Annotated in this window: 14 protein-coding genes; 5 read left to right on the forward strand and 9 right to left on the reverse strand. The window is 66.5% G+C overall.

Annotated features, from left to right (window positions below; all coding sequences use genetic code 11):
• Positions 1-8 precede the first annotated feature (8 nt).
• From E1N52_RS03020 to E1N52_RS03055, 8 genes are read right to left on the reverse strand one after another with little or no spacing between them, the layout of a single operon-like run.
• Positions 9-638, reverse strand: a complete 630-nt coding sequence (locus E1N52_RS03020; protein ID WP_133180059.1) for a nucleotidyltransferase family protein — start codon at positions 636-638, stop codon at positions 9-11.
• Complete coding sequence (locus E1N52_RS03025) at positions 635-1,741, reverse strand: XdhC family protein (RefSeq protein WP_133180061.1); 1,107 nt, start codon at positions 1,739-1,741, stop codon at positions 635-637. Before E1N52_RS03025 ends, E1N52_RS03020 begins: the two co-directional genes overlap by 4 nt.
• A complete protein-coding gene (locus E1N52_RS03030) occupies positions 1,738-2,940 on the reverse strand; it encodes a vWA domain-containing protein (protein ID WP_133180063.1) in 1,203 nt (400 codons plus the stop codon). The genes E1N52_RS03025 and E1N52_RS03030 overlap by 4 nt, the downstream gene beginning before the upstream one ends.
• The gene (locus tag E1N52_RS03035; protein ID WP_133180064.1) at positions 2,934-3,830 is read right to left on the reverse strand and encodes an AAA family ATPase; all 897 of its coding nucleotides are present in this window, start codon (positions 3,828-3,830) and stop codon (positions 2,934-2,936) included. Before E1N52_RS03035 ends, E1N52_RS03030 begins: the two co-directional genes overlap by 7 nt.
• 8 nt (positions 3,831-3,838) lie before the next feature.
• Positions 3,839-4,486, reverse strand: a complete 648-nt coding sequence (locus E1N52_RS03040) for an SRPBCC family protein (protein ID WP_133180066.1) — start codon at positions 4,484-4,486, stop codon at positions 3,839-3,841.
• A gap of 29 nt (positions 4,487-4,515) precedes the next feature.
• On the reverse strand, positions 4,516-6,930 hold the full coding sequence (locus E1N52_RS03045; protein WP_133180068.1) for an aerobic carbon-monoxide dehydrogenase large subunit: 2,415 nt from the start codon (positions 6,928-6,930) through the stop codon (positions 4,516-4,518).
• Between the two features lie 17 nt (positions 6,931-6,947).
• On the reverse strand, positions 6,948-7,478 hold the full coding sequence (locus tag E1N52_RS03050; RefSeq protein WP_133180070.1) for a (2Fe-2S)-binding protein: 531 nt from the start codon (positions 7,476-7,478) through the stop codon (positions 6,948-6,950).
• An 18-nt stretch (positions 7,479-7,496) separates the two neighbouring features.
• Positions 7,497-8,375: an FAD binding domain-containing protein gene (locus E1N52_RS03055; RefSeq protein WP_133180072.1), complete on the reverse strand. Its 879-nt coding sequence runs from the start codon at positions 8,373-8,375 to the stop codon at positions 7,497-7,499.
• 204 nt (positions 8,376-8,579) lie between these two features.
• Here E1N52_RS03055 and E1N52_RS03060 point away from each other — a divergent pair, with 204 nt between their 5' ends.
• The 4 genes from E1N52_RS03060 to E1N52_RS03075 all read left to right on the forward strand — a co-directional run bounded on the left by E1N52_RS03060 (position 8,580) and on the right by E1N52_RS03075 (position 13,438).
• Positions 8,580-9,395 (forward strand): PAS domain-containing transcriptional regulator, encoded by an 816-nt coding sequence (locus E1N52_RS03060; RefSeq protein WP_133180074.1) that lies wholly within the window; start codon positions 8,580-8,582, stop codon positions 9,393-9,395.
• A 75-nt stretch (positions 9,396-9,470) separates the two neighbouring features.
• A complete protein-coding gene (locus E1N52_RS03065) occupies positions 9,471-10,013 on the forward strand; it encodes a hypothetical protein (RefSeq protein WP_133180076.1) in 543 nt (180 codons plus the stop codon).
• A 142-nt stretch (positions 10,014-10,155) separates the two neighbouring features.
• Positions 10,156-11,835, forward strand: a complete 1,680-nt coding sequence (locus tag E1N52_RS03070; RefSeq protein WP_133180078.1) for an AMP-binding protein — start codon at positions 10,156-10,158, stop codon at positions 11,833-11,835.
• 4 nt (positions 11,836-11,839) lie between these two features.
• Positions 11,840-13,438, forward strand: coding sequence for an MFS transporter (locus tag E1N52_RS03075; RefSeq protein WP_246088935.1), 1,599 nt, complete (start codon positions 11,840-11,842; stop codon positions 13,436-13,438).
• Positions 13,439-13,457: 19 nt separating this feature from the next.
• On the opposite strand, the gene E1N52_RS03080 is transcribed toward E1N52_RS03075, so the two are convergent.
• Positions 13,458-15,686, reverse strand: coding sequence for an SLC26A/SulP transporter family protein (locus tag E1N52_RS03080; protein WP_133180080.1), 2,229 nt, complete (start codon positions 15,684-15,686; stop codon positions 13,458-13,460).
• Between the two features lie 186 nt (positions 15,687-15,872).
• Between E1N52_RS03080 and E1N52_RS03085 the strand changes: the two genes are divergently transcribed.
• Positions 15,873-19,187, forward strand: coding sequence for an adenylate/guanylate cyclase domain-containing protein (locus E1N52_RS03085; RefSeq protein WP_133180082.1), 3,315 nt, complete (start codon positions 15,873-15,875; stop codon positions 19,185-19,187).
• Positions 19,188-19,191 lie beyond the last annotated feature (4 nt).

Raw genomic sequence — 19,191 nt, forward strand, 5'->3', positions numbered from 1 at the left:
CCGGGACATCAAGGATCGACGCGTGCCGTGCGGCCCTCCACGCGCGCAATAACGCTCAGGTAATCGGCGGGGGTATCCATGTCGATGCAAAAGCGATCGTGCGCCGCCTCGTGGAGAAACACCTCGCCGCCACGCTCGGCGATCAGCTTGCGGCAGCCCGGATTCACGCGGCCACCCACGACCTCGGGGCAATAGCTCGAAGCAAACACGACAGGATTGCCGCGTGCGCCGTCGAACATCGGCACGAGGATCGAACCGTACGGCATCGTCGCGTAGGCCTCGATCAGCTCGCGATAGTCGGCCGCTTCAAGGAGCACCTGATCGGCGAGGCAGATCATCACGGCGTCGCACGGCGCCTGCAGCGCGGCAACGCCGCTCGCGACCGACGTCATCTGTCCTTCACGGAAGCTCGGGTTGCTCTGGAAGCGCACGTCGAGGCCGTCGAGCGCTTCGAACACCGCCCGGCCATTGAATCCGGTCACGACGACAACCTCCTCGGGTCGTGCCGCAACGATCGCGCGCACGACGCGCCGCACGGCAGGCTCGCCGCCCACCGGCAGCAACAGCTTGTGACGCCCCTCCATGCGCGCGGACAGGCCCGCCGCGAGCACGACTGCCGAAAACGTCACGCCGCTCATCGCCCCTCCCCGGGGAGATCGTCCGGGCGAGCGGCAGCACCGGGGGCGGCGTGCAGATAGCGCTCGGGGTCGCGCTCGAACTCGGACTTGCAGCAGTCGCAGCAGAAGTACACCTTGCGTCCGCCATAGTCGACAACGTGTTTCGCCTTCGCAATCTCGACGCTCATACCGCACACGGGGTTCACGTAGCACCCCGCCTGCGCCTCTGCCACGGGCGCGCCGAGCGCCTCGCACGGCGGCAATGGCGGTACGGTTTCCGTGGCGATCGCGGCCCGCGGCGCCACGGCCTGCGTGCGCGCCGCCGCCTCGGCCGCTTCGTCTATCTCGTGCCGCAGCGCGACGAGTCCCGCCACGGCGCCCAGTGCAATCTCCTGCGGCGTGTGGGCATGGATCGCCGGCCCCGCCGGTGCGTGCAGCGCCGCGAGCCGGGCTTCGTCGATGCCGCGCAGGCGCATCGCTGCGCGCAGCCGCTCGGCCTTCCTGTGACTCGCGATCAGCAGCACCGCCGCCGCCGCGCTGCGCAGCGCGGCTTCGAGCGCATCCTCGTCGCGCTCGCCTTGGGTGGCGATCAGCACGAACGACGTACCGGCGCGATCCAGCGCGGCGGCGTCGAAGCCCGGCTGCCCGGCGCGCGCCACGTCGGCCGCGAGGCTCGCGCGAAAGCCGACGCGCCGTGCGAGCACACACGCTTCCTGCGCCGCGGGCGTGGCGCCGAGCACAGCCACGAGTGGCGCGGGCACGGTGGGCTGGATGAAAAGCTCCAGCGCGCCGTTGCTAGCACACGGCATCGCATGTGCCTCGACTTCGGCCTCGGCTGGCGCCGGCTCGTTGCTGATCCGCACACGCCGTGGCTGCCCCGTGCGGATCGACTCTCGCGCGGCCTCGATGACGATCGTCCGCGAGCAGCCCCCGCCGACCCAGCCATGCAGCGCGCCACTGGCCTCCACCAGCGCCTGGGCGCCGACGTGCGTCGAGGTTGGCGGCGCCGCACGGATCACGGTGACGACCGCGAACGGTGAGCCCGCATCGATCAGCCGCTGCTCGAGCTGCAGCAGATCCGCGGCGTCCGGAAGGGTCTCGCTCGATTCGGCATGGACATTCATTGCAACGCCTCGAGAATTTGAGGAAAGATCCGTTCGAGACCCGCGAGGTCGCGGGCCCCGGCAAACAGGTCGAGATGCGGCAACGCGGCCTGCATGCCCGCGCTGACTGGCACAAATCCCGGACGATCGGCGAGCGGGTTGAGCCAGACAAGCGAATGGCAGCGCCGCCGGATCGCGGCCAACGATTCGCCGAGCTGTGCCACGTCTCCCGCGTCGTAGCCGTCGCTGACGATCACGACCGCGGTACGCGAATGCAGCAAACGCGGCGCGTAGTGCGCATTGAAGCCGGCGAGGCTCTCGCCGATCCGCGTCCCGCCGGCCCAGCCCTCCGAGATGAGGTGCAGGCGCTCCTGGGCGCGCCGCGGATCGGGGTCGCGCAAGGCTTCGTCGACGCAAACGAGCCGCGTATGGAAGACGAAGCTGTGGACGTCGGGCAAACGCCCGCTCAGCACGCGCGCGAGCCGCAGGAAAAAGAAGCTGTAGAGGCTCATCGAGCGGCTCACGTCGAGCAGCAAAACGATGCGCGGACGCTGCCGGCGCTTGCGCCGCCAGCCGAGTTCGACCGGCAGCCCGCCGCGCGACACGCTGCGGCGCAGGGTCCAGTGCAGATCGAGCGTGCGCCCGAGGCTTGCGCGTTGCTCGCGGCGCATCTCGATGCCGCGCAGGCGCTGGGCGAAGCGGCGAATCGCGGCGTCGATGGCGAAGAGTTCGTCGCGATCGTTCAGGTGGCGCAAATCCGCGTGCGCCAGCGACTCGCTCAGCGTGGCACCTTCGTTCGCGGCTGCCCCCTCCTGTGCCGCGCCGTTGCCGCTGCCTGCGAGCGAAATCGGCGTGCCGTCGCTCGCATCGGACGGCCCGCTGGCCGCGTCGTCACGCGCAAGCGGCCCGGCGCCGCCGGCACGGGTTTCGGCGAGCTTGCGCCGGTTCGGCGCGAGGAAGTACGCGTCGAACAGTTCGTCGAAGCGCCGCCATTCCTGCGCGCGCGAGCACAGCAGCGCACGCAGGCTCCAGCGCAGCACGTCGCGCTCTGTCTGGCCCATGCGTTGCACCACCTCGAGCATTGCAGCAACGTCCGCGCTCGTCACACCGAACGCGTTCGCGCGCAGCCAGCCCGCGAAGCCCGCATAGCGCGCGACAAGGCGATCGGCGAGATCGTGCGGCGCCGCGCGAGGCACCGTACTGTCGATGCCGGTCAGCATGACGCCACCAGTTTTTCAACGACGGGGCGCGTGAGGCTGGCCTGATCCTCGCGCGTCTTCACGAGCGCGGCGAGCGAATCCATCACGCGGTCTACGCCGTCTTCGTCGAGCGCGCTCACGCCAAGGCGCAGCAGCGCGGCCACCCAGTCGAGCGTTTCCGCGAGGCCGGGCTTGCGGCGCAGCGCCATCTCGCGCACCGCATGAACGAACTCGACAATCTGGGCCGCGAGCGCCTCTGGCACCTCGGGTACCTGGGTCCGCACGATCATGAGTTCGCGCTGGAACGAAGGGTAATCGACGTACTGGTAGAGGCAGCGGCGGCGCAGCGCGTCGGAGATCTCGCGCGTGCCGTTCGAAGTGAGGATCACATAGGGCCGCTCGGTCGCGCGGATCACGCCAAGCTCGGGAATCGAAAGCTGGAAATCCGACAGCAGCTCGAGCAGGTAGGCCTCGAACGCCTCGTCGGTACGGTCGATTTCGTCGATCAGCAGCACGGGCGCGGGAGAGGTCGTAATAGCTTCGAGCAGCGGGCGCTTGAGCAGATAGCGCTCGGAGAAAATGTCTTGCTCCTTGTCGCGCAGCGGCCGCGTGTCCTGCTCGAAGAGCTTGATTGCCAGCAGCTGGTGGACGTAGTTCCACTCGTAAAGCGCCGCGTGCGCGTCGAGCCCTTCGTAGCATTGCAGGCGGATCAGCGGCGCGTCGAGCAGGCGCGCGAGCGCCTTCGCGACCTCGGTCTTGCCTACGCCCGCCTCGCCCTCCAGCAGCAGCGGTCGGCGCATTTCCATCGTGAGCAGCAGCGCAGCCGCGAAGCTGCGCTCGACGATGAAGCGGTGGCCCGCCAGCTTCGCCTGCAATGCGAGGACGTCCGGCATGCGATCGGTTTGCGCCATGGCGTGCCTCAGCGGCCTTGCGCTTTGTGGGTGAAGAGCCCGCGCAGCCAGTCGCGAATGATGGCCCAGACAAACGCAATGCCGTTCAGCTCGGTGGCTTGCGCAGGCTGCGCGGCGGCCGCCCCGGTCGCCCTGGAAGGCGGCGCCGATACCGGCTCGTCGGCCGCACTCGCAGCGGCGTCCGGCGCGGCTTGCGGCGGCGCCATGGCACTCAGTCGCGCCGAGAAGTTCGCGACGAACTGCTTGAGCAACTGCTCCGACACCGGCCCCATGAGCCGCCCGCCCAGCGCGGCGGCCTTGCCGCTCATCGTCACCTCGCTCTTGCCGGCCAGCGTGCAGGTCTCGCCCGTGGGCTGCACGCTGGCCGTGAGATCCATCGTGGCCGCCGAGCTGCCGGTCGAATCCGTTCCCTTGCCGAGCAGATGCAGGCTGCGCGCCGCGGCGTCGAGCGCAAGCACTTCGATGTCGCCCTTGAACGACATCGTCGCCGGCCCGAGCCGCACGGTGATGGTTCCTTTGTAGTGCGTATCGTCTACGCGCTCGGTGATCTTCGCGCCCGGCATGCAGCCGGCCACCGTCTCGATGTCCTGCATCAGCGCCCAGGCGCGCTCCGCGCTCGCGTCGAGTGGAAATGCCTTGTCGAGTACGACTTTCATTCCGGACTCCTCATTCGTGCGCGCTTCGATCAGGCGGGCCGCGTCAATCCAAGCTCGCGGCATTGCTGCCACACGCGATACGCGTTGTGCGGCATGTTCATGTGCGTAACGCCGAGATGCGCGAAGGCATCGACCACCGCCGACGTAAAGCACGGAATCGAGCCCACGTGCGGGGATTCGGCCACGCCCTTTGCACCGATCGGGTGATGCGGCGAAGGCGTCACCGTGAAGTCCGTTTCCCAATGCGGCGTTTCCACGGCCGTCGGCACGAAGTAGTCGAGCAGTGTCGCGCCGAGCAGATTGCCCGCTTCGTCATACGGCAGCTCCTGGCCGAGCGCAACGGCGAAGCCTTCGGTCAGGCCGCCGTGAATCTGCCCCTCGATGATCATCGGGTTGATCCGCGTGCCGCAGTCGTCGAGCGCGTAAAAGCGGCGCACGCGGATCTCGCCGGTATAGCGGTTGATGTCGAGCACACAGACGTAGGCGCCGAACGGGAACGTGAAGTTGGGCGGATCGTAATAATCGACGGCCTCGAGGCCCATCTCCAGCCCCTCGGGAACGTTGTTATAGGCGGCCCACGCCACCTCCCTCACGGTCTTGAACTGGTCGGGCGAGCCCTTCAGCACGAAGCGGTCAAGATCGAACTCGACGTCGTCCGGGCTCGCTTCGAGCAGATGCGCGGCGATCCGGCGCGCCTTTTCGCGAATCTTGCGCGAGGCGCGCGCCACGGCGGCGCCCGCAACGGGCGTCGAACGCGAACCATAGGTGCCGAGGCCGTAGGGTGCCGTGGCGGTATCGCCCTCTTCGACCGTGATTTTCGAGGCCGGAATGCCCGCCTCCGATGCAATGATCTGCGCGTAGGTGGTCTGGTGTCCCTGGCCCTGCGTGATCGTGCCCATGCGCGCGATGGCCGAGCCGTCCGGATGCACGCGAATCTCGCATGAATCGAACATGCCCACGCCCAGGATGTCGCACATCTTCGAAGGCCCGGCGCCGACGATCTCGGTGAAGTTCACCACGCCGATGCCCATGAGCCACTCCGCATCCGGATCAGCGCGGCGCTGCGCCTGTTCCTTGCGCAGCGCGTTGTAATCGACGGCGGCCAGCACCTTTTTCAGCCCCGTTTCGTAGTCGCCCGAATCGTATTCGAGGCCAAGCGGCGTGGTGTACGGGAACTGGTCGCGGCCGATAAAGTTGCGCAAGCGGATCTCCGCCTTGTCGATGCCGAGCTTCTGCGCGAGCACATCCACCATCCGCTCGATCAGATAGACGGCCTCGGTCACACGAAACGAGCAGCGGTAGGCGACGCCGCCCGGAAACTTGTTCGTGTACACACCGTCGACGCTCACGAACGCATTGGGGATCGCATACGAGCCCGTGCACACATGGAACATGCCGGCGGGCCACTTGGTCGGATCGGCACACGCGTCGAACGCGCCGTGGTCGGCCACCACATTCACGCGCAGCGCCTTGATGCGGCCGTCCTTGTCGGCGGCCAGCTCGCCGGTCATGTGATAGTCGCGTGCGAACGCGGTGCTGGAGAGATTCTCGTTGCGCGACTCGATCCACTTGACCGGCCGCCCGAGCACAATGGACGCCACGATCGACGTCACATAGCCCGGATACACGCCGACCTTGTTGCCGAAGCCGCCGCCGATGTCGGGCGAAATGATGCGGATATTCGACTCCGGAATCGACGACAGCAGCCCGACCACGGTACGCACGACGTGCGGCGCCTGCGACGTGATGTAGACCGTGAGATCGCCGCGCACCTTGTCGAACGACGCGACGCAGCCGCAGGTTTCGAGCGGGCACGGATGCACGCGCGGATACACGATATCCTGCTTGACCGTGACTTCCGCATTCTCGAACATGCGGTCCGTCTTGTCGCGGTCGCCCATCGTCCACGTGAAAATATGATTAGGATGCCTGCGCGCGCCGTGCGCGCCGCTGTCCTTGTCGCGGATGTCCTCACGAATCACGGGCGCGTCGGGTTCGAGCGCCTTCATCGGATCGACGAGCGCGGGCAGCTCCTCGTACTCGACTTCAACGAGTTCGGCCGCATCGGCGGCGACGTAGCGGTCGTCGGCCACCACGAACGCGACTTCCTGATTCTGGAAGCAGACCTTTTCGTCGGCGAGCACCGCCTGCACGTCGCCCGCGAGCGTCGGCATCCAGTGCAGTTTGAGGGGTTTGAGGTCATCCGCCGTGAGCACGGCGTGCACCCCGGGATGCGCGAGCGCGCGCGACTTGTCGATGCGCTTCACGCGCGCATGGGCGTAGGGACTGCGCACCATCACGCCGAACAGCATGCCCGGCATCTTGATGTCGTCCACGTAGTTGCCCTTGCCCTGGATAAAGCGCGGGTCCTCGCGGCGCTTGCGCGAGCAGCCCATGCCTTCGAGCGCAGCGAGACGTTCGAGATTGGCGTCGGGATTGTTCATGACGTGTCTCCCGGCGCTCATTGCGCGTGTGCCGCGCCCGCTTCGATGAGCGGATGCGAGGTTTCGACCGCTTCGCCGCGCAGCTTGCGCGCCGCGTATTGCACGGCCTTCACGATGTTCTGATAACCCGTGCAGCGGCACAGGTTCCCCGCCATCCAGTAGCGGATTTCCGCTTCCGAGGGATCGGGGTTCTCCTGAAGCAGGCGGTACGCGCGCATCAGCATGCCCGGCGTGCAGAAGCCGCATTGCAGCCCGTGCTCCTGCATGAAACCTTCCTGCAGCGCATGCAGCGCGCCGCCTTCGGCAAGCCCTTCGACCGTGCGGACTTCAGCGCCCTGCGCCTGCACGGTGAGCAGCGTGCACGACTTCACGGACATGCCGTTGAAATCGACGGTGCAGGCGCCGCAATGCGACGTCTCGCAACCGATATGCGGTCCCGTGTGCTGGCACTTTTCGCGCAGCGTGTGAATCAGCAGTTCGCGCGGTTCGACGACGACGTCGACCTCGCTGCCGTTGAGGCTGAACGACACCATGGTTTTGCTGGCCATTACGCGTTCTCCGTGAGGTCAGGGGCGTGCTGCGTTCGCTGCCCGTTCGTATGCGGTATTGAGCGCCCTGCGGGTCATCTCGCCCGTCATCGCGCGCTTGTAATCGGCGTCGCCGCGCAGATCCTCCACCGGGTTGCACGCCGCCATCGCGAGCCGCGCCGCTTCGTCGAGCGAGCGTGCGTCGAACGGCTTGCCGATGAGGGCCTGCTCGGCGTCCACCGCGCGAATCACCGTGTCGCCGACATTCGTCAGAGCAATGCGCACGTGATCGACCTGGCCGCCGTCAAGGCGCAACGTGACGGCCGCCGCCGCGGTCGCGAAGTCGCCAGTCTTGCGTTTGAGCTTCGCGTAGCAATAGCCGGTGCCGGGCGGCGGCACGGGAATGCGGATGCCGGTCATGATCTCGCCCGGTTCGAGCAGCGTCGCATAGGTGCCGACGAAAAAGCCGTCCGCGCTCACCACCCGCTCGCCCGCCGCGCCTTGCAGCACGAACGAAGCGTCGAGCGCGATCATCAGCGCGGGATGGTCGTTGCCAGGATCGCCGTGCGAAAGATCGCCGCCCAGCGTGCCGCGATAGCGAACCTGCGGGTCGGCGATCTGCCGCGCACCCTCGACGATGAGCGGACAGCGCGCTTGCAGCAGCGTCGACCAGATCAGCTCGTTTTCGGTCGTCATCGCGCCGATCCACAGCGTGCCATTTTCCTCGCGGATGCCCTTGAGTTCGGCCAGCCTGCCGAGATCGATCAGATGATCGGGCTGGGCAAAGCGCAGTTTCATCATCGGCAGCAGGCTGTGTCCGCCCGCGAGCAGCTTCGCCGTTTCGCCGTGAGTGCCGAGCAAGGCGAACGCCTCGGACAAGGTTTGTGGAGCGTGGTATTCGAATGGGCGGGGAATCACACTAGTCTCCTTATTGGCATCGTCCTGAAAGTCAGGATTTCACAATGCAACGCAGCAATTCAACGGGTTTTCTCGAACGGCGGCATGGTTGCGCCGGGTGCCGGAAAACTTGCGTGAAAAGGGGAAAGGACATAAAACGGAGGCAGCGTCCCGCCGCCGCAGACGCCGCGCACAACGCCGCGGCAGCATCGGGGAGAACCCTGGATGAAACCGTTCGAGCACGCCATGCCGACCACCGACGCGCGCCGCGCCGAGACTTTTCAGCACCGCCTCGAGCAGTTCAATCCGGGCGTGGTGTGGCTCGACGCGCAGGGGCGCGTCAGCGCGTTCAACGACGTCGCGCTGCAGATTCTCGGACCCGCGGGCGAGCAGTCGCTGGGCGTGGCCCAGGACAAGCTGTTCGGCATCGACGTCGTGCAGCTGCACCCGGCAAAAAGCCGCGACAAGCTACGCTTCCTGCTGCAGTCGCGCGACGCCGGCGGCTGCCCCGTGAAGTCGCCTCCGCCGGTCGCGATGATGATCAACATTCCCGACCGCATTCTCATGCTCAAGGTGTCCCGCATGTCGGACATGAACGGCGCGTGCGGCACCTGCATGATTTTTTACGATCTCACCGACCTGACGACCGAACCGTCGGCTGAGCCCACGGCGGAGGCGCTTGCCGGCGCGCCCACGCCTCCCCGGCGGCTCTTCAAGATTCCGGTGTACCGCAAGAACCGCGTGATCCTGATCGACCTGAAGGACGTCGTGCGTTTTCAGGGCGACGGCCACTACACGACGATCGTCACGAAGGACGATCGCTACCTCTCCAACCTGTCGCTCGCTGACCTCGAACTGCGGCTCGACAGCAATACGTTTTTGCGCGTGCATCGCAGCCACATCGTCAACCTGCCGTTCGCGGTCGAAATCGTCAAAGCCGACGACAGCGTGAACCTCGTGATGGACGACGGCGAACGCAGCGTCGTGCCGGTGAGCCGCTCACGCGCCGCGCAACTGAAAGAGTGGCTCGGCGTGGTCTGAAGACTGGCGCCGATCGCTTTACTTCAACCGGCCGGTCTCCTTCGTCCTAGAATTCCTGTCAGGGGGCGAGGCGACATGAAGCGCGAAGTGGTCACAGGGCTGCTGTGCGGCGCACTACTCGCCGGCTGCGTGACGGCCGGCGTCGAGGTCAGGCCCGAACAGATGGCGAACTTCAGGTACGGCGTGACGACGCTACAGGATGTGATCGTCGCGCTCGGCCCGGCGTCGGTCGAGACCGCGCTGGACGACGGCTCGACGTTGCTCGTCTATACCTACGTGACATCGCGTCCGCACCCGGAAAGCTATATCCCGTTCATCGGTTCGCTGGTCGCCGGCGCCGACACACACTCGTCCGCGGCCGTGTTTCTGTTCGATTCGCACGGTCTCCTCAAAAGCGCGAACAGCACGGGCTCGAACGTCGGTACGGGCATGACCGCCGCCCACAGCGCGCAGCCCAGAGCGTCCGCGCCAGTCTCCGATGCGCCCGTTGTTGGCCGGGGCGTCCCGCCGCCCGCCGTTCAGACCGCCCAGCCGACGCCGGAAGAAGACGTCGCGCCCGCGTCGCAAATGCCCGGCGAACCTCTGGAAATCAACGTTCAGCCGGGTCCCGTCGAATAGCCGCCGCTCTCCGTGCGGGAATGCGTATCTGATCGTGCGCGTACGTGCGCTACAGCACACTTGGGAAGTCGCAGCGAGAATACGCTAGGAGTCCAAAATTAGAAGCAGCGAACGCCGAAGCAGTCCCGCAGCGGAGGACGAAATGTCGAACTTGCCCTGGCTTTCGCAATATCCCGCTGGCGTCGCGGCGGACATCGACCTCGACGACTGCCCCTCGATGGCCGCCCTGCTGGAACAGGCCGTCGCACGCTTCGGCGACAGGATCGCCTTTCACCAGTTCGGCGTGAATCTCACCTATCGCGAACTGGACGCCTACTCCGCGCGCCTTGCCGCCTACTTTCAGAAAAACCTGCAACTGAAACCCGGCGACCGCATCGCGCTGATGTTGCCAAACTCCCTGCAACACCCCATCGCGATGTTTGCCGCACTGCGCGCCGGGCTCACCGTGGTCAACGTCAACCCGCTCTACACCGCGCCGGAACTGGCGAGTCTGATCAAGGATTCCGGTGCGCGTGCGATCGTGGTCATGGAGGTGTCCGCCGCTACGCTGCAGCAGGCACTTGCCCTTGTCCCCATCGAGCACGTAATCGTCGCGCGCGTGGCGGAAATGCAGAGCTTCCCGAGATCCATCCTTGTCGACTACATCGTTCGAAAAAAGAAAAAACTCGTCCCGGACTGGACGATTCCAGGTGCGATCGCCTTCAGGACCGCCATGACCGCGCGCCCGGCCGCGGACTTCACGAAGACCGCGCTGAACCGCGAGACGCGGGCATTCCTGCAATACACCGGCGGCACGACCGGCGACCCCAAAGGGGCCGTATTGACGCACGGCAACGTAGTCGCGGACGTGCTGATATTTGCGGCGTGGGTCAGGCCGGTGTTCCGGACAAGTGGCGAAATCACACTCGTCGCGCTGCCCCTGTACCACGTGGCAGCCCTGGTGTGCCAATGCCTCGTCTCGTTTCATCTGGGCACCCGCTGCGTGCTGGTGATGAACCCGCGCGATATTCCCTCCCTCGTGAAGGACTTTGCCACGCACCGGCCAACCGTGTTTGGCGGCCTCAACACGCTATTTACCGCGCTGATGAACAACGAAGCCTTTGGCGCGCTCGACTTCTCCACGCTGCGCAGTACCTTCGGAGGCGGTACCGCGACGCAGCCCGCAGTCGCCGAACGCTGGCAGAAACTCACCGGCACCCCGGTGGTGGAAGCCTACGGGCTTTCGGAGGCCGCAGGCGCGGTGACGGCCAACCCCGTCACGCAGACTGCCTTCGAAGGCACGATCGGCGTGCCGCTGCCTTCCATGCGCATTGAAATCCGCGACGAAGGCGGCGCGGCCTTACGCGCCGGCATGCCGGGCGAAATCTTCGTTGCAGGGCCAGTCATCATGCAAGGCTACTTCAACCGGCCGGAGGAAACGGCGCATGCGATCGGCAGCGATGGATTTTTCGCGACCGGCGATATCGGGATCATGGACGAGCGCGGTGTGATCAGGATTGTCGACCGCAAGCGGGACATGATTCTGGTCTCCGGTTTCAACGTCTATCCAAACGAAGTGGAGGGCGTGCTCTTCCGGCATCCCGGCATTCTGGAGGTCGCGGTCGTTGGTGTGGCGGATTCACAATCGGGCGAGACGCCAGTCGCCTTCGTGGTGAAAAAGGAACCCGGGCTGACCGAGTCGGACGTGATCGAGTTCGCGCGCACGAGCCTCACCGCCTACAAGGTGCCCAAGCAGGTGGTCTTCGTGAACGACCTGCCGAAAACGCCGGTTGGAAAAGTGCTGCGCCGACAGTTGCGAGACCGGCTGGTGAGTCAAATCTGACCTATTGCGCCGCCGAAAAACCATTCGAAAAGCGACGTCGTTTAGTCATTGCGCGACATCACAATTTGATGTCGCTTCCAGCGCGTCACCATGTCGCCTTCGTTCTAGGTGCGGCATTTATGGTCGCATTAACTGTGCAAATCATCACCGTGCGATTTCAGCGTTAAACCGCCCGCCTCGAATGGCTGCGCCATTCAGGGTGATACGCACACCTTATTCAATGCACAGGGACGGCCAGATAATGAAAGCGTATCAGCCAACAGTAGACCCAAAGACGCTTCGCAAGGTGATCATTGCCGCTGCGGTAGGCAATTTTGTCGAATGGTTCGACTTTGCCGTTTACGGATTTCTCGCGACACTGCTGACTCGCCAGTTCTTTCCGAATGGCGACCCGGCAATCGCGTTGATGAAGACCTTCGCAGTGTTCGCCGTCGCGTTTGCCTTCAGGCCGCTCGGCGGCGTGTTCTTCGGCGTGGTGGGAGACCGGGTAGGCCGCAAGAAAACGCTCGCAATGACCATTCTGATCATGGCGGGTGCAACAACGGTCATCGGCTTTCTGCCGACCTATGCATCGGTCGGCATGCTCGCACCCTTGCTGCTCGCGATAGTTCGCTGCGTGCAGGGTTTTTCCGCCGGCGGAGAGTACGCAGGCGCCTGCGCGTATCTGATGGAACATGCGCCGAAGCACCAGCGCGCGCGATACGGAAGCTTTCTTCCGGTTTCCACGTTCCTGTCGTTCGCGAGCGCCGCTGTTGTGGCATCCGGACTGGACGCCATGCTGTCGGCGGAGGCGATGAGCAACTGGGGCTGGCGAATCCCGTTCATCGCTGCGGCGCCTATCGGCCTCGTCGGACTGTATCTGCGCACGCGCCTTGGCGAAACCCCTTCGTTTGTCGCAGTCGAACACGATCACGACCTCGCTCACGCCCCGCTGCGCGAAACGCTCAGGACACAGGCAAGCGCGATTGTGCGCCTGGGCGCGTTTGTTTCCGTGACTGCGCTCTCCTTCTATACGTTCACAACCTACTTCGCCACGTATCTGCAGGTCGTCGGCCATCTGAGCCGGGCCAGCGCGTTATTGGTGACGGTCATCGCACTCGTATTCGCCGCGGCCATCTGCCCGCTCGCCGGCCTCTACTCGGACGCAGTGGGAAGACGCAAAACCGTTTTCACGGCATGCGCCGTCCTGATCGCCGCCGTCTACCCTTCTTTCGCGCTCGGAGGGTCAGGGGACTTTCGTTCCGCGATTGCCGGCGCTTGCATGCTTGCGCTCGGCGCGGTCCTGTCGGGTGTGGTCACGGCCGCACTGCTCTCCGAAATCTTTCCGACCCGGACGCGTTATACCGCTTCGGCGATCACCTACAACCTCGCCTACACGATCTTTGGCGGCACCGCACCGCTCGTCGCCACGTGGCTGATCGAGTCAACGGGTAACAGCATCTCCCCCGCTTACTACCTGATCGCCGTCTCACTGCTGGCGCTGGTTGGCGGGTTGTCCTTGCCGGAAACGTCGCGGATTTCGCTCGACGATCACCCGCACGAAGGCGTGACGGAACGCGTTGCTGCGCGCGGTCTGCAAGACGCGCCGCACAATTCGATCTGACACGATCCCTCCCCGCCGCTCAGTAGGCCGCGCGCAGCGCCTCCGTGGCAAGGGCGAGGCGCGACGCAATGACTTTCACCAGAAAGCGATGAAATTGCTGAGCGGCGGCGGCGTCGTCCCGCTCGAGCGCAACGAGCGCGGCCAGCGACAGCCTGCGCACCCGCGTCGGCACTTCGGCGAACACGTCCGCGCTGCGCGGCTGCTGCGTGTACACGGCCATCTCCCCGATCACCGTGCCCGGGAGGCAAGCGCGCACGCGCACTGACCGCCCGTTGCCGAGCGGCAGCGAAACGGCAAGGCGCCCGCGCTCGATGATGTACAGCGCGTCGCCCGGGTCCCCGCGATGAAACAGCGCCTGGCCCGCTTGCAGATCCTGCACTTCGAGCCGGATGGAGAGCGTGTTCAGCGCGCTCGCCGTGAAATGCGGCGAGAGCAGCGCGTTGAGGTCGTCACCGGGCTTCGGCGCGAGCGCGCTTGACGCGAGCAGTTGGTCTTCTACCCATTCGAGGCCCGCATCGAGCGTGTCGAATTCGCGAATGCGCAGATTGAGCGTGCCGGTTTTCGTCAGCAGATCGCGCGAGCGCGGCGGCAGCGCGGTCAAGATCAGGTCCGCATCCATCGCCGCGCAGAGCTGCCGCAGCTTGACGAAGCTGATCGATACCGAAGCGTCGATGCCCTGGGTCGCCGCGAAATCAAGTACGACGAATCGAACCTGTACCGGATCGCGCGCGGCGAGGCGCTCCCGTATGCGCTGGAGGATCGAATTTGCCGTGCCGAAAAAGAGAAACCCTTGCAGGCACATGCCGCACACCTGCGCGCCGTGGCCGCGCAACGCTTCGGTCTCCTCGATGTTGCGCTCGACATTCGAGGTCCGCGTGCGAAGGTCGAACGCCATGCGGATGCAGCTCACGCGGCCATAGAGCAGCGTGAACATCACGCACGCGGCAATCACGCCCACGCCCACGCCGATGAGCACGCCCCAGCCCGCGATCGTGCAGAGAATCACGGGCACGAGCAAATACTCGTACCAGGCGAGCTTCGCCCAGGCGCCGACCACCCAGTGCACGATGAGGCGCAGCCCCATGAAAAGCTGGAGGCCGACGAGCACCGGCACGGGAAAGAGCGCGACGAAGCCGGGCGACGCAGCCAGCACGAAGAGGCACGCGAGCGAGGCGAACACGCCCGCCATCCGGCTCGTCGCGCCGACGCGCGCGTTGAGCATCGAGCGATTGAACGACTGATAGCCGACCATGCCGCCCAGCAGCCCGCTCGCGAGGTTGGCGAGGCCCGCGGCCCGCATCTCGCGATTGAGATCGACTTCCTCGCCCGTCGCGGCGCCGATGGCCGTCGAATTCATCAGGATCGTGACTGCCGAAACCGACGTGACCACGAGGCTCTCCGGAAGGTGCGCGGCGATCGCCGTCCAGTCGATGCCGCCCTGCCCGAACTGCGCGCTCAGATGCAGCTCCGGTAGCCCCGTGAGCCGCAGCGCCGCGCGCGGCAGCAGCAGCCCCATGCCGCGCGCTTCGTCGATCGACAGGCCCGCGGCGCGCAGCAGCACGTAGAAGAGCACGATGCCGAAGGCCAGCGTGAGCGGCAGCGCGGCAACGTGCTTCCAGGTGCGCATCAGGATCGTGGCCAGCACGCCGACGACGAGCGCAGGAAGCCATGCGAGCCAGTGCAGATGCGTCAACAGCGCGAGCGTGCGCCATTGCAGGGACTCGCCCGTCATGACGCGAAATGCGCCGGCGAGCAGCAGATAGCCCGTGCCGGCGAGGAAACCGCCGAGGACCGGATAGGGCAGGAACTGCAGCGACCGGCTGCGCTTCGAAGAACCGATCGCATAGAGCACGATGCCGGTCACGATCGAACACAGCGCGATGGCGATTAGCACGGTGAGCAGGAGCGTTTGCGGGGAGCCGCCGTCCGCACGCACACTGCTCGCCACGCCTGCCGCCACGCCCGCGAGAAACGCCGCCGCATTGCTGTCGGGGCCGCCGATATTCAGGCGCATCGAACTCGTCAAGGCAATCACGAGCGCCGTGACGACACAGCTGACGAGCGCGGTGGGCACGCCGAGCATGGCGTAGCGGGCAAGATCGGCGCTGAAAATCATCGTGCCGAGGCTCATCGCGTAGCACAGCATGACGAGCGCCGATATCGCGCCGGCCGCCAGATCGCCGGGCAGCGCCGCGACGCGCGAGCGCAGCGGGACGTCGGCGGCGGTAACGGTCTTGCCCGGCTTCACGTGTATTCCCGGTGGAATGCGCGAGGCGCGATGGGGAGCGATCCAGTATCCGTCTGCGATCGAAAGGCTGTCAAACGCCGTACGCGGCCCGTAGCGCGCGCCTACACTGGAAATTCACCGGCACGATGCCCGACGGGCTCGGGGCGGTTCGCATCAGGCAACCGGCATGGGATGCAGGCGGCGAACATGGATATTCAGCAATGGCTGCACGCCCTGGGACTCGAGCAATACGCGCAAGCGTTCGCGGCAAACGATATCGATCTCTCGCTGCTCGCGCAGCTGACCGACGCGGACCTGAGGGAACTCGGGGTGCAGTCGCTCGGCCACCGCAAACGCATCCTCGCCGCCGCCGCGCAAAACTCCCCGGCAGCGGTTCTTCCGGTGGCGCAAGCGCCGAACGCGCCCAACGCCCTGGAGATCCCCACGGACGAACGCAGGCAGGTCACCGTCCTGTTCGCCGATCTCTGCGGCTTTACGGCACTCTCGCGTACGCTCGATCCGGAGGAAGTGCGCGCGCTGATCGGCCGCTTCACGGCGCTCGTCGACGGCATCGTGATCGCCTGGGGCGGCACGACCGACAGGCATATCGGCGACGCGGTGATGGCGCTGTTCGGCGCGCCCCGCGCGCACGAGACGGACACGCTGCGCGCGGCTCGCGCGGCGCTCGATATCCATGAGGCGCTGACGGCGCTGAGCGCGCAGGCGGCACGCACGTTGCAGGCCCATATCGGCATCGCGAGCGGCGAAGTCGTCGCCGGCGCGCTCGGCTGCGTGGATGCGCGCGACTACACCGTGACCGGCAGTCCGGTGAACCTGGGCGCGCGGCTCCAGGTCGCGGCGGCGGCCGGCGAGACCTGGCTTTCCGATGACGTGGCGCGCGCGCTTGGCGAGGCCGCCGTCTGCGACGCGCTCGGCGAGCAGCGCTTCAAGGGCATCGACACGCCGGTGCGCGCCTGGCGGCTGCGCGCGATTTCGAGCGACCCGGCGAGCGAATCGGCGAAGGCAAGCCAGAGCTTTTTCGTCGGACGCCAGGCGGAGCTCGAACAGTTTCACGGCATCGTTCACGCGTGCGTTGCGAGGCGGGCCGGCCATATCGTCCATGTGCGCGGCGAAGCGGGCATCGGCAAGACGCGTCTCGTCGACGAGATGCGCCGCTACGCGCAGTCGCAAGGCTTCGAGATCCATCGGGGCCTCGTGCTCGATTTCGGCGTGGGCAAGGGGCAGGATCCCGTGCACACGATCGCCGCCAGCCTGCTCGGTCTGCCGCCTGGCGCATCGAGCGACGCGCGGCGCGACGCTGCTGCGCGTCTCGCCGATGAGGGCATCGTCAAGGCCGAGCAGCATGCGTTTCTCCACGACCTCCTCGACCTGCCGCTCCCGGACGAGTGGCGAACCCTCTACGACGCCATGGACCACGGCGCGCGCAAGCGCGGCAAGCAGGCGCTCGCCGCGCGACTGACCGACGACGCCTGCACGCGGGCTGCCACGCTGATCGTCGTCGAAGACCTGCATTGGGCCGAGCCCGAAGTGCTCGACTATCTTTCGGCCTTCGCTTCGGGCATCGCGAACGGCCCGGGCCTGCTCGTGACAACCTCGCGCGTGGAAGGCGATCCGATCGATGCGGCATGGCGCGCGCGCTGCCGGGGCACCCCGTTCGCGACGATCGACCTCGGGCCATTGCGCCAGGACGAGGCACTGAGCCTCGCGGGCAACTTCATCGACGCGACGCAGCGTGTAGCGCTCGCCTGCATCGAGCGCGCGGGCGGCAACCCGCTGTTCCTCGAGCAGCTGTTGCGCAACGCCGAGGAAGGCAGCGGCAACGCCGTGCCCGGCTCGATCCGCAGCCTCGTGCTCGCGCGGATGGACCGGCTCGCACCGCGCGACCGCCTGGCCTTCCAGGCGGCGGCCGTGATCGGGCAGCGCTTCGGCATTGCGTTGTTGCGGCGGCTCATCGACGATCCCGGCTATGTTTGCGACGGCCTGCTCGCCAATGCGCTCGTGCTGCCCGAGGGCGAAGAGTTCCTGTTTGCCCATGCGCTGATCCAGGAGAGCGCCTATTCGACGCTGCTGCGCGCGCGCCGGCGCGAGCTGCACCGCTGCGCGGCCGACTGGTTCGCGCATGGCGACCCCACGCTGCACGCCCAGCATCTCGACCGCGCCGAGGACGAACGCGCGCCACAGGCCTACCTGGCCGCCGCGCTCGCGCAGCGCACGGCCCACCTGCTCGAGGCCGCGCTGCGCCTCGCCGAGCGGGGCCTCGAGATCGCGCAGACAGAGACGGACCGCCACGCCCTGAGCTGTTGCAAGGGCGAACTGCAGCGCGACCTCGGCGATATCGCGGGATCGATCGCGACCTGGCGCGCGGCGCTCGCGGCTGCTCCCGACGACGCCAGTCTGTGCCGCTGCCAGCTCGGGCTCGCGGAAGGCTTGCGTGTGAGCGAAGGTCTCGACGAAGCGCTGGACCTGCTCGAGGCCGCGCAGCGGATCGCGGAGCGTGACGACCTCGTGGCCGAACTCGCGAGCCTTCACTATCTGCGAGGCAACATCTATTTTCCGCTCGGAAAAATCGATGCCTGCAGCACCGAACACGAACGCGGGCTCGACTATGCGCGACGCCTCGGCCTGCCGGAGGCCGAGGCGCGGGCGCTCGGCGGCCTCGCCGATGCTGCGTACGCGCAAGGGCGGATGCGGACCGCGTTCCGCCATTTCAGCGACTGCGTGGCGTTGAGCCGCGAGCACGGGTGCGGCCGGATCGAAGTCGCCAATCGTTCGATGCAGGGCTTCAGCCGCATTTATCTGAACGACCCGCGGCAGGCGCGCGAAGACGCTGTTGCCGCCGTGCGCGCCGCCGAGTTGATCGGACAGCCGCGTGCGCAATTGCTGGGAGAGACGCTCGGCGTGTTCGCCTGCTACGAGCTAGGCGATATGCAGGCTATGCAGGTCCATCTGGAGCAGGAAAAGCGCGTGATCCGGCAATTGGGCGCGCGCCGCTTCGAAGCGCAGAACCTGGAAATGCAGGGACGTATATGGCTCGCCGATGGAAGCCGCGACGAAGCCGTCAGAGCGCTGCGCGAGGCGCTCGCGATCTCGCGCGAGGTGGGCACACAGTTCTGCGCGCCGAAGACGCTCGGCGCCCTCGCCCGCGCGATCGACGAGCATGACGAGCGCACGCGACTCCTCGCAGAAGGCGCGGACCTCCTGCGCCTCGGCGCGGTCGGCCACAACCATCTCTGGTTCTACCGCGACGCGATCGAAGCGATGCTGGCGGCCCGCGATGCGGACGGCGTGCTGCGCTATGCGAGCGCACTGGAGGACTACACGCGGCGCGAACCGCTGCCCTGGGCCGAGCTGTTTGCGGCGCGCGCACGCGTGCTCGCGCGCGCCCTGCAAGCGCCCGTGGACGAAGCCGCGCGATGCGAGCTCGCGCGCGTGCGAACCGTGCTGTTGCAGGCTGGCTTTCAGGAGTACCTGGCTGCCGTCGATGCAGCGCTTGCCGCGTGAGGCT

Source organism: Paraburkholderia guartelaensis (genome assembly GCF_004353905.1).
Classification (GTDB): Bacteria; Pseudomonadota; Gammaproteobacteria; order Burkholderiales; family Burkholderiaceae; genus Paraburkholderia; species Paraburkholderia guartelaensis.

Bases quoted from the DNA above. Each gene is read 5' to 3' on its own strand.
- E1N52_RS03060 (WP_133180074.1), top strand. From the start codon at position 8,580: ATGAAACCGTTCGAGCACGCCATGCCGACCACCGACGCGCGCCGCGCC.
- E1N52_RS03025 (WP_133180061.1), bottom strand. From the start codon at position 1,741: ATGAATGTCCATGCCGAATCGAGCGAGACCCTTCCGGACGCCGCGGAT.
- E1N52_RS03070 (WP_133180078.1), top strand. From the start codon at position 10,156: ATGTCGAACTTGCCCTGGCTTTCGCAATATCCCGCTGGCGTCGCGGCG.
- E1N52_RS03030 (WP_133180063.1), bottom strand. From the start codon at position 2,940: ATGCTGACCGGCATCGACAGTACGGTGCCTCGCGCGGCGCCGCACGAT.
- E1N52_RS03050 (WP_133180070.1), bottom strand. From the start codon at position 7,478: ATGGCCAGCAAAACCATGGTGTCGTTCAGCCTCAACGGCAGCGAGGTC.
- E1N52_RS03035 (WP_133180064.1), bottom strand. From the start codon at position 3,830: ATGGCGCAAACCGATCGCATGCCGGACGTCCTCGCATTGCAGGCGAAG.
- E1N52_RS03085 (WP_133180082.1), top strand. From the start codon at position 15,873: ATGGATATTCAGCAATGGCTGCACGCCCTGGGACTCGAGCAATACGCG.
- E1N52_RS03045 (WP_133180068.1), bottom strand. From the start codon at position 6,930: ATGAACAATCCCGACGCCAATCTCGAACGTCTCGCTGCGCTCGAAGGC.
- E1N52_RS03040 (WP_133180066.1), bottom strand. From the start codon at position 4,486: ATGAAAGTCGTACTCGACAAGGCATTTCCACTCGACGCGAGCGCGGAG.
- E1N52_RS03065 (WP_133180076.1), top strand. From the start codon at position 9,471: ATGAAGCGCGAAGTGGTCACAGGGCTGCTGTGCGGCGCACTACTCGCC.
- E1N52_RS03020 (WP_133180059.1), bottom strand. From the start codon at position 638: ATGAGCGGCGTGACGTTTTCGGCAGTCGTGCTCGCGGCGGGCCTGTCC.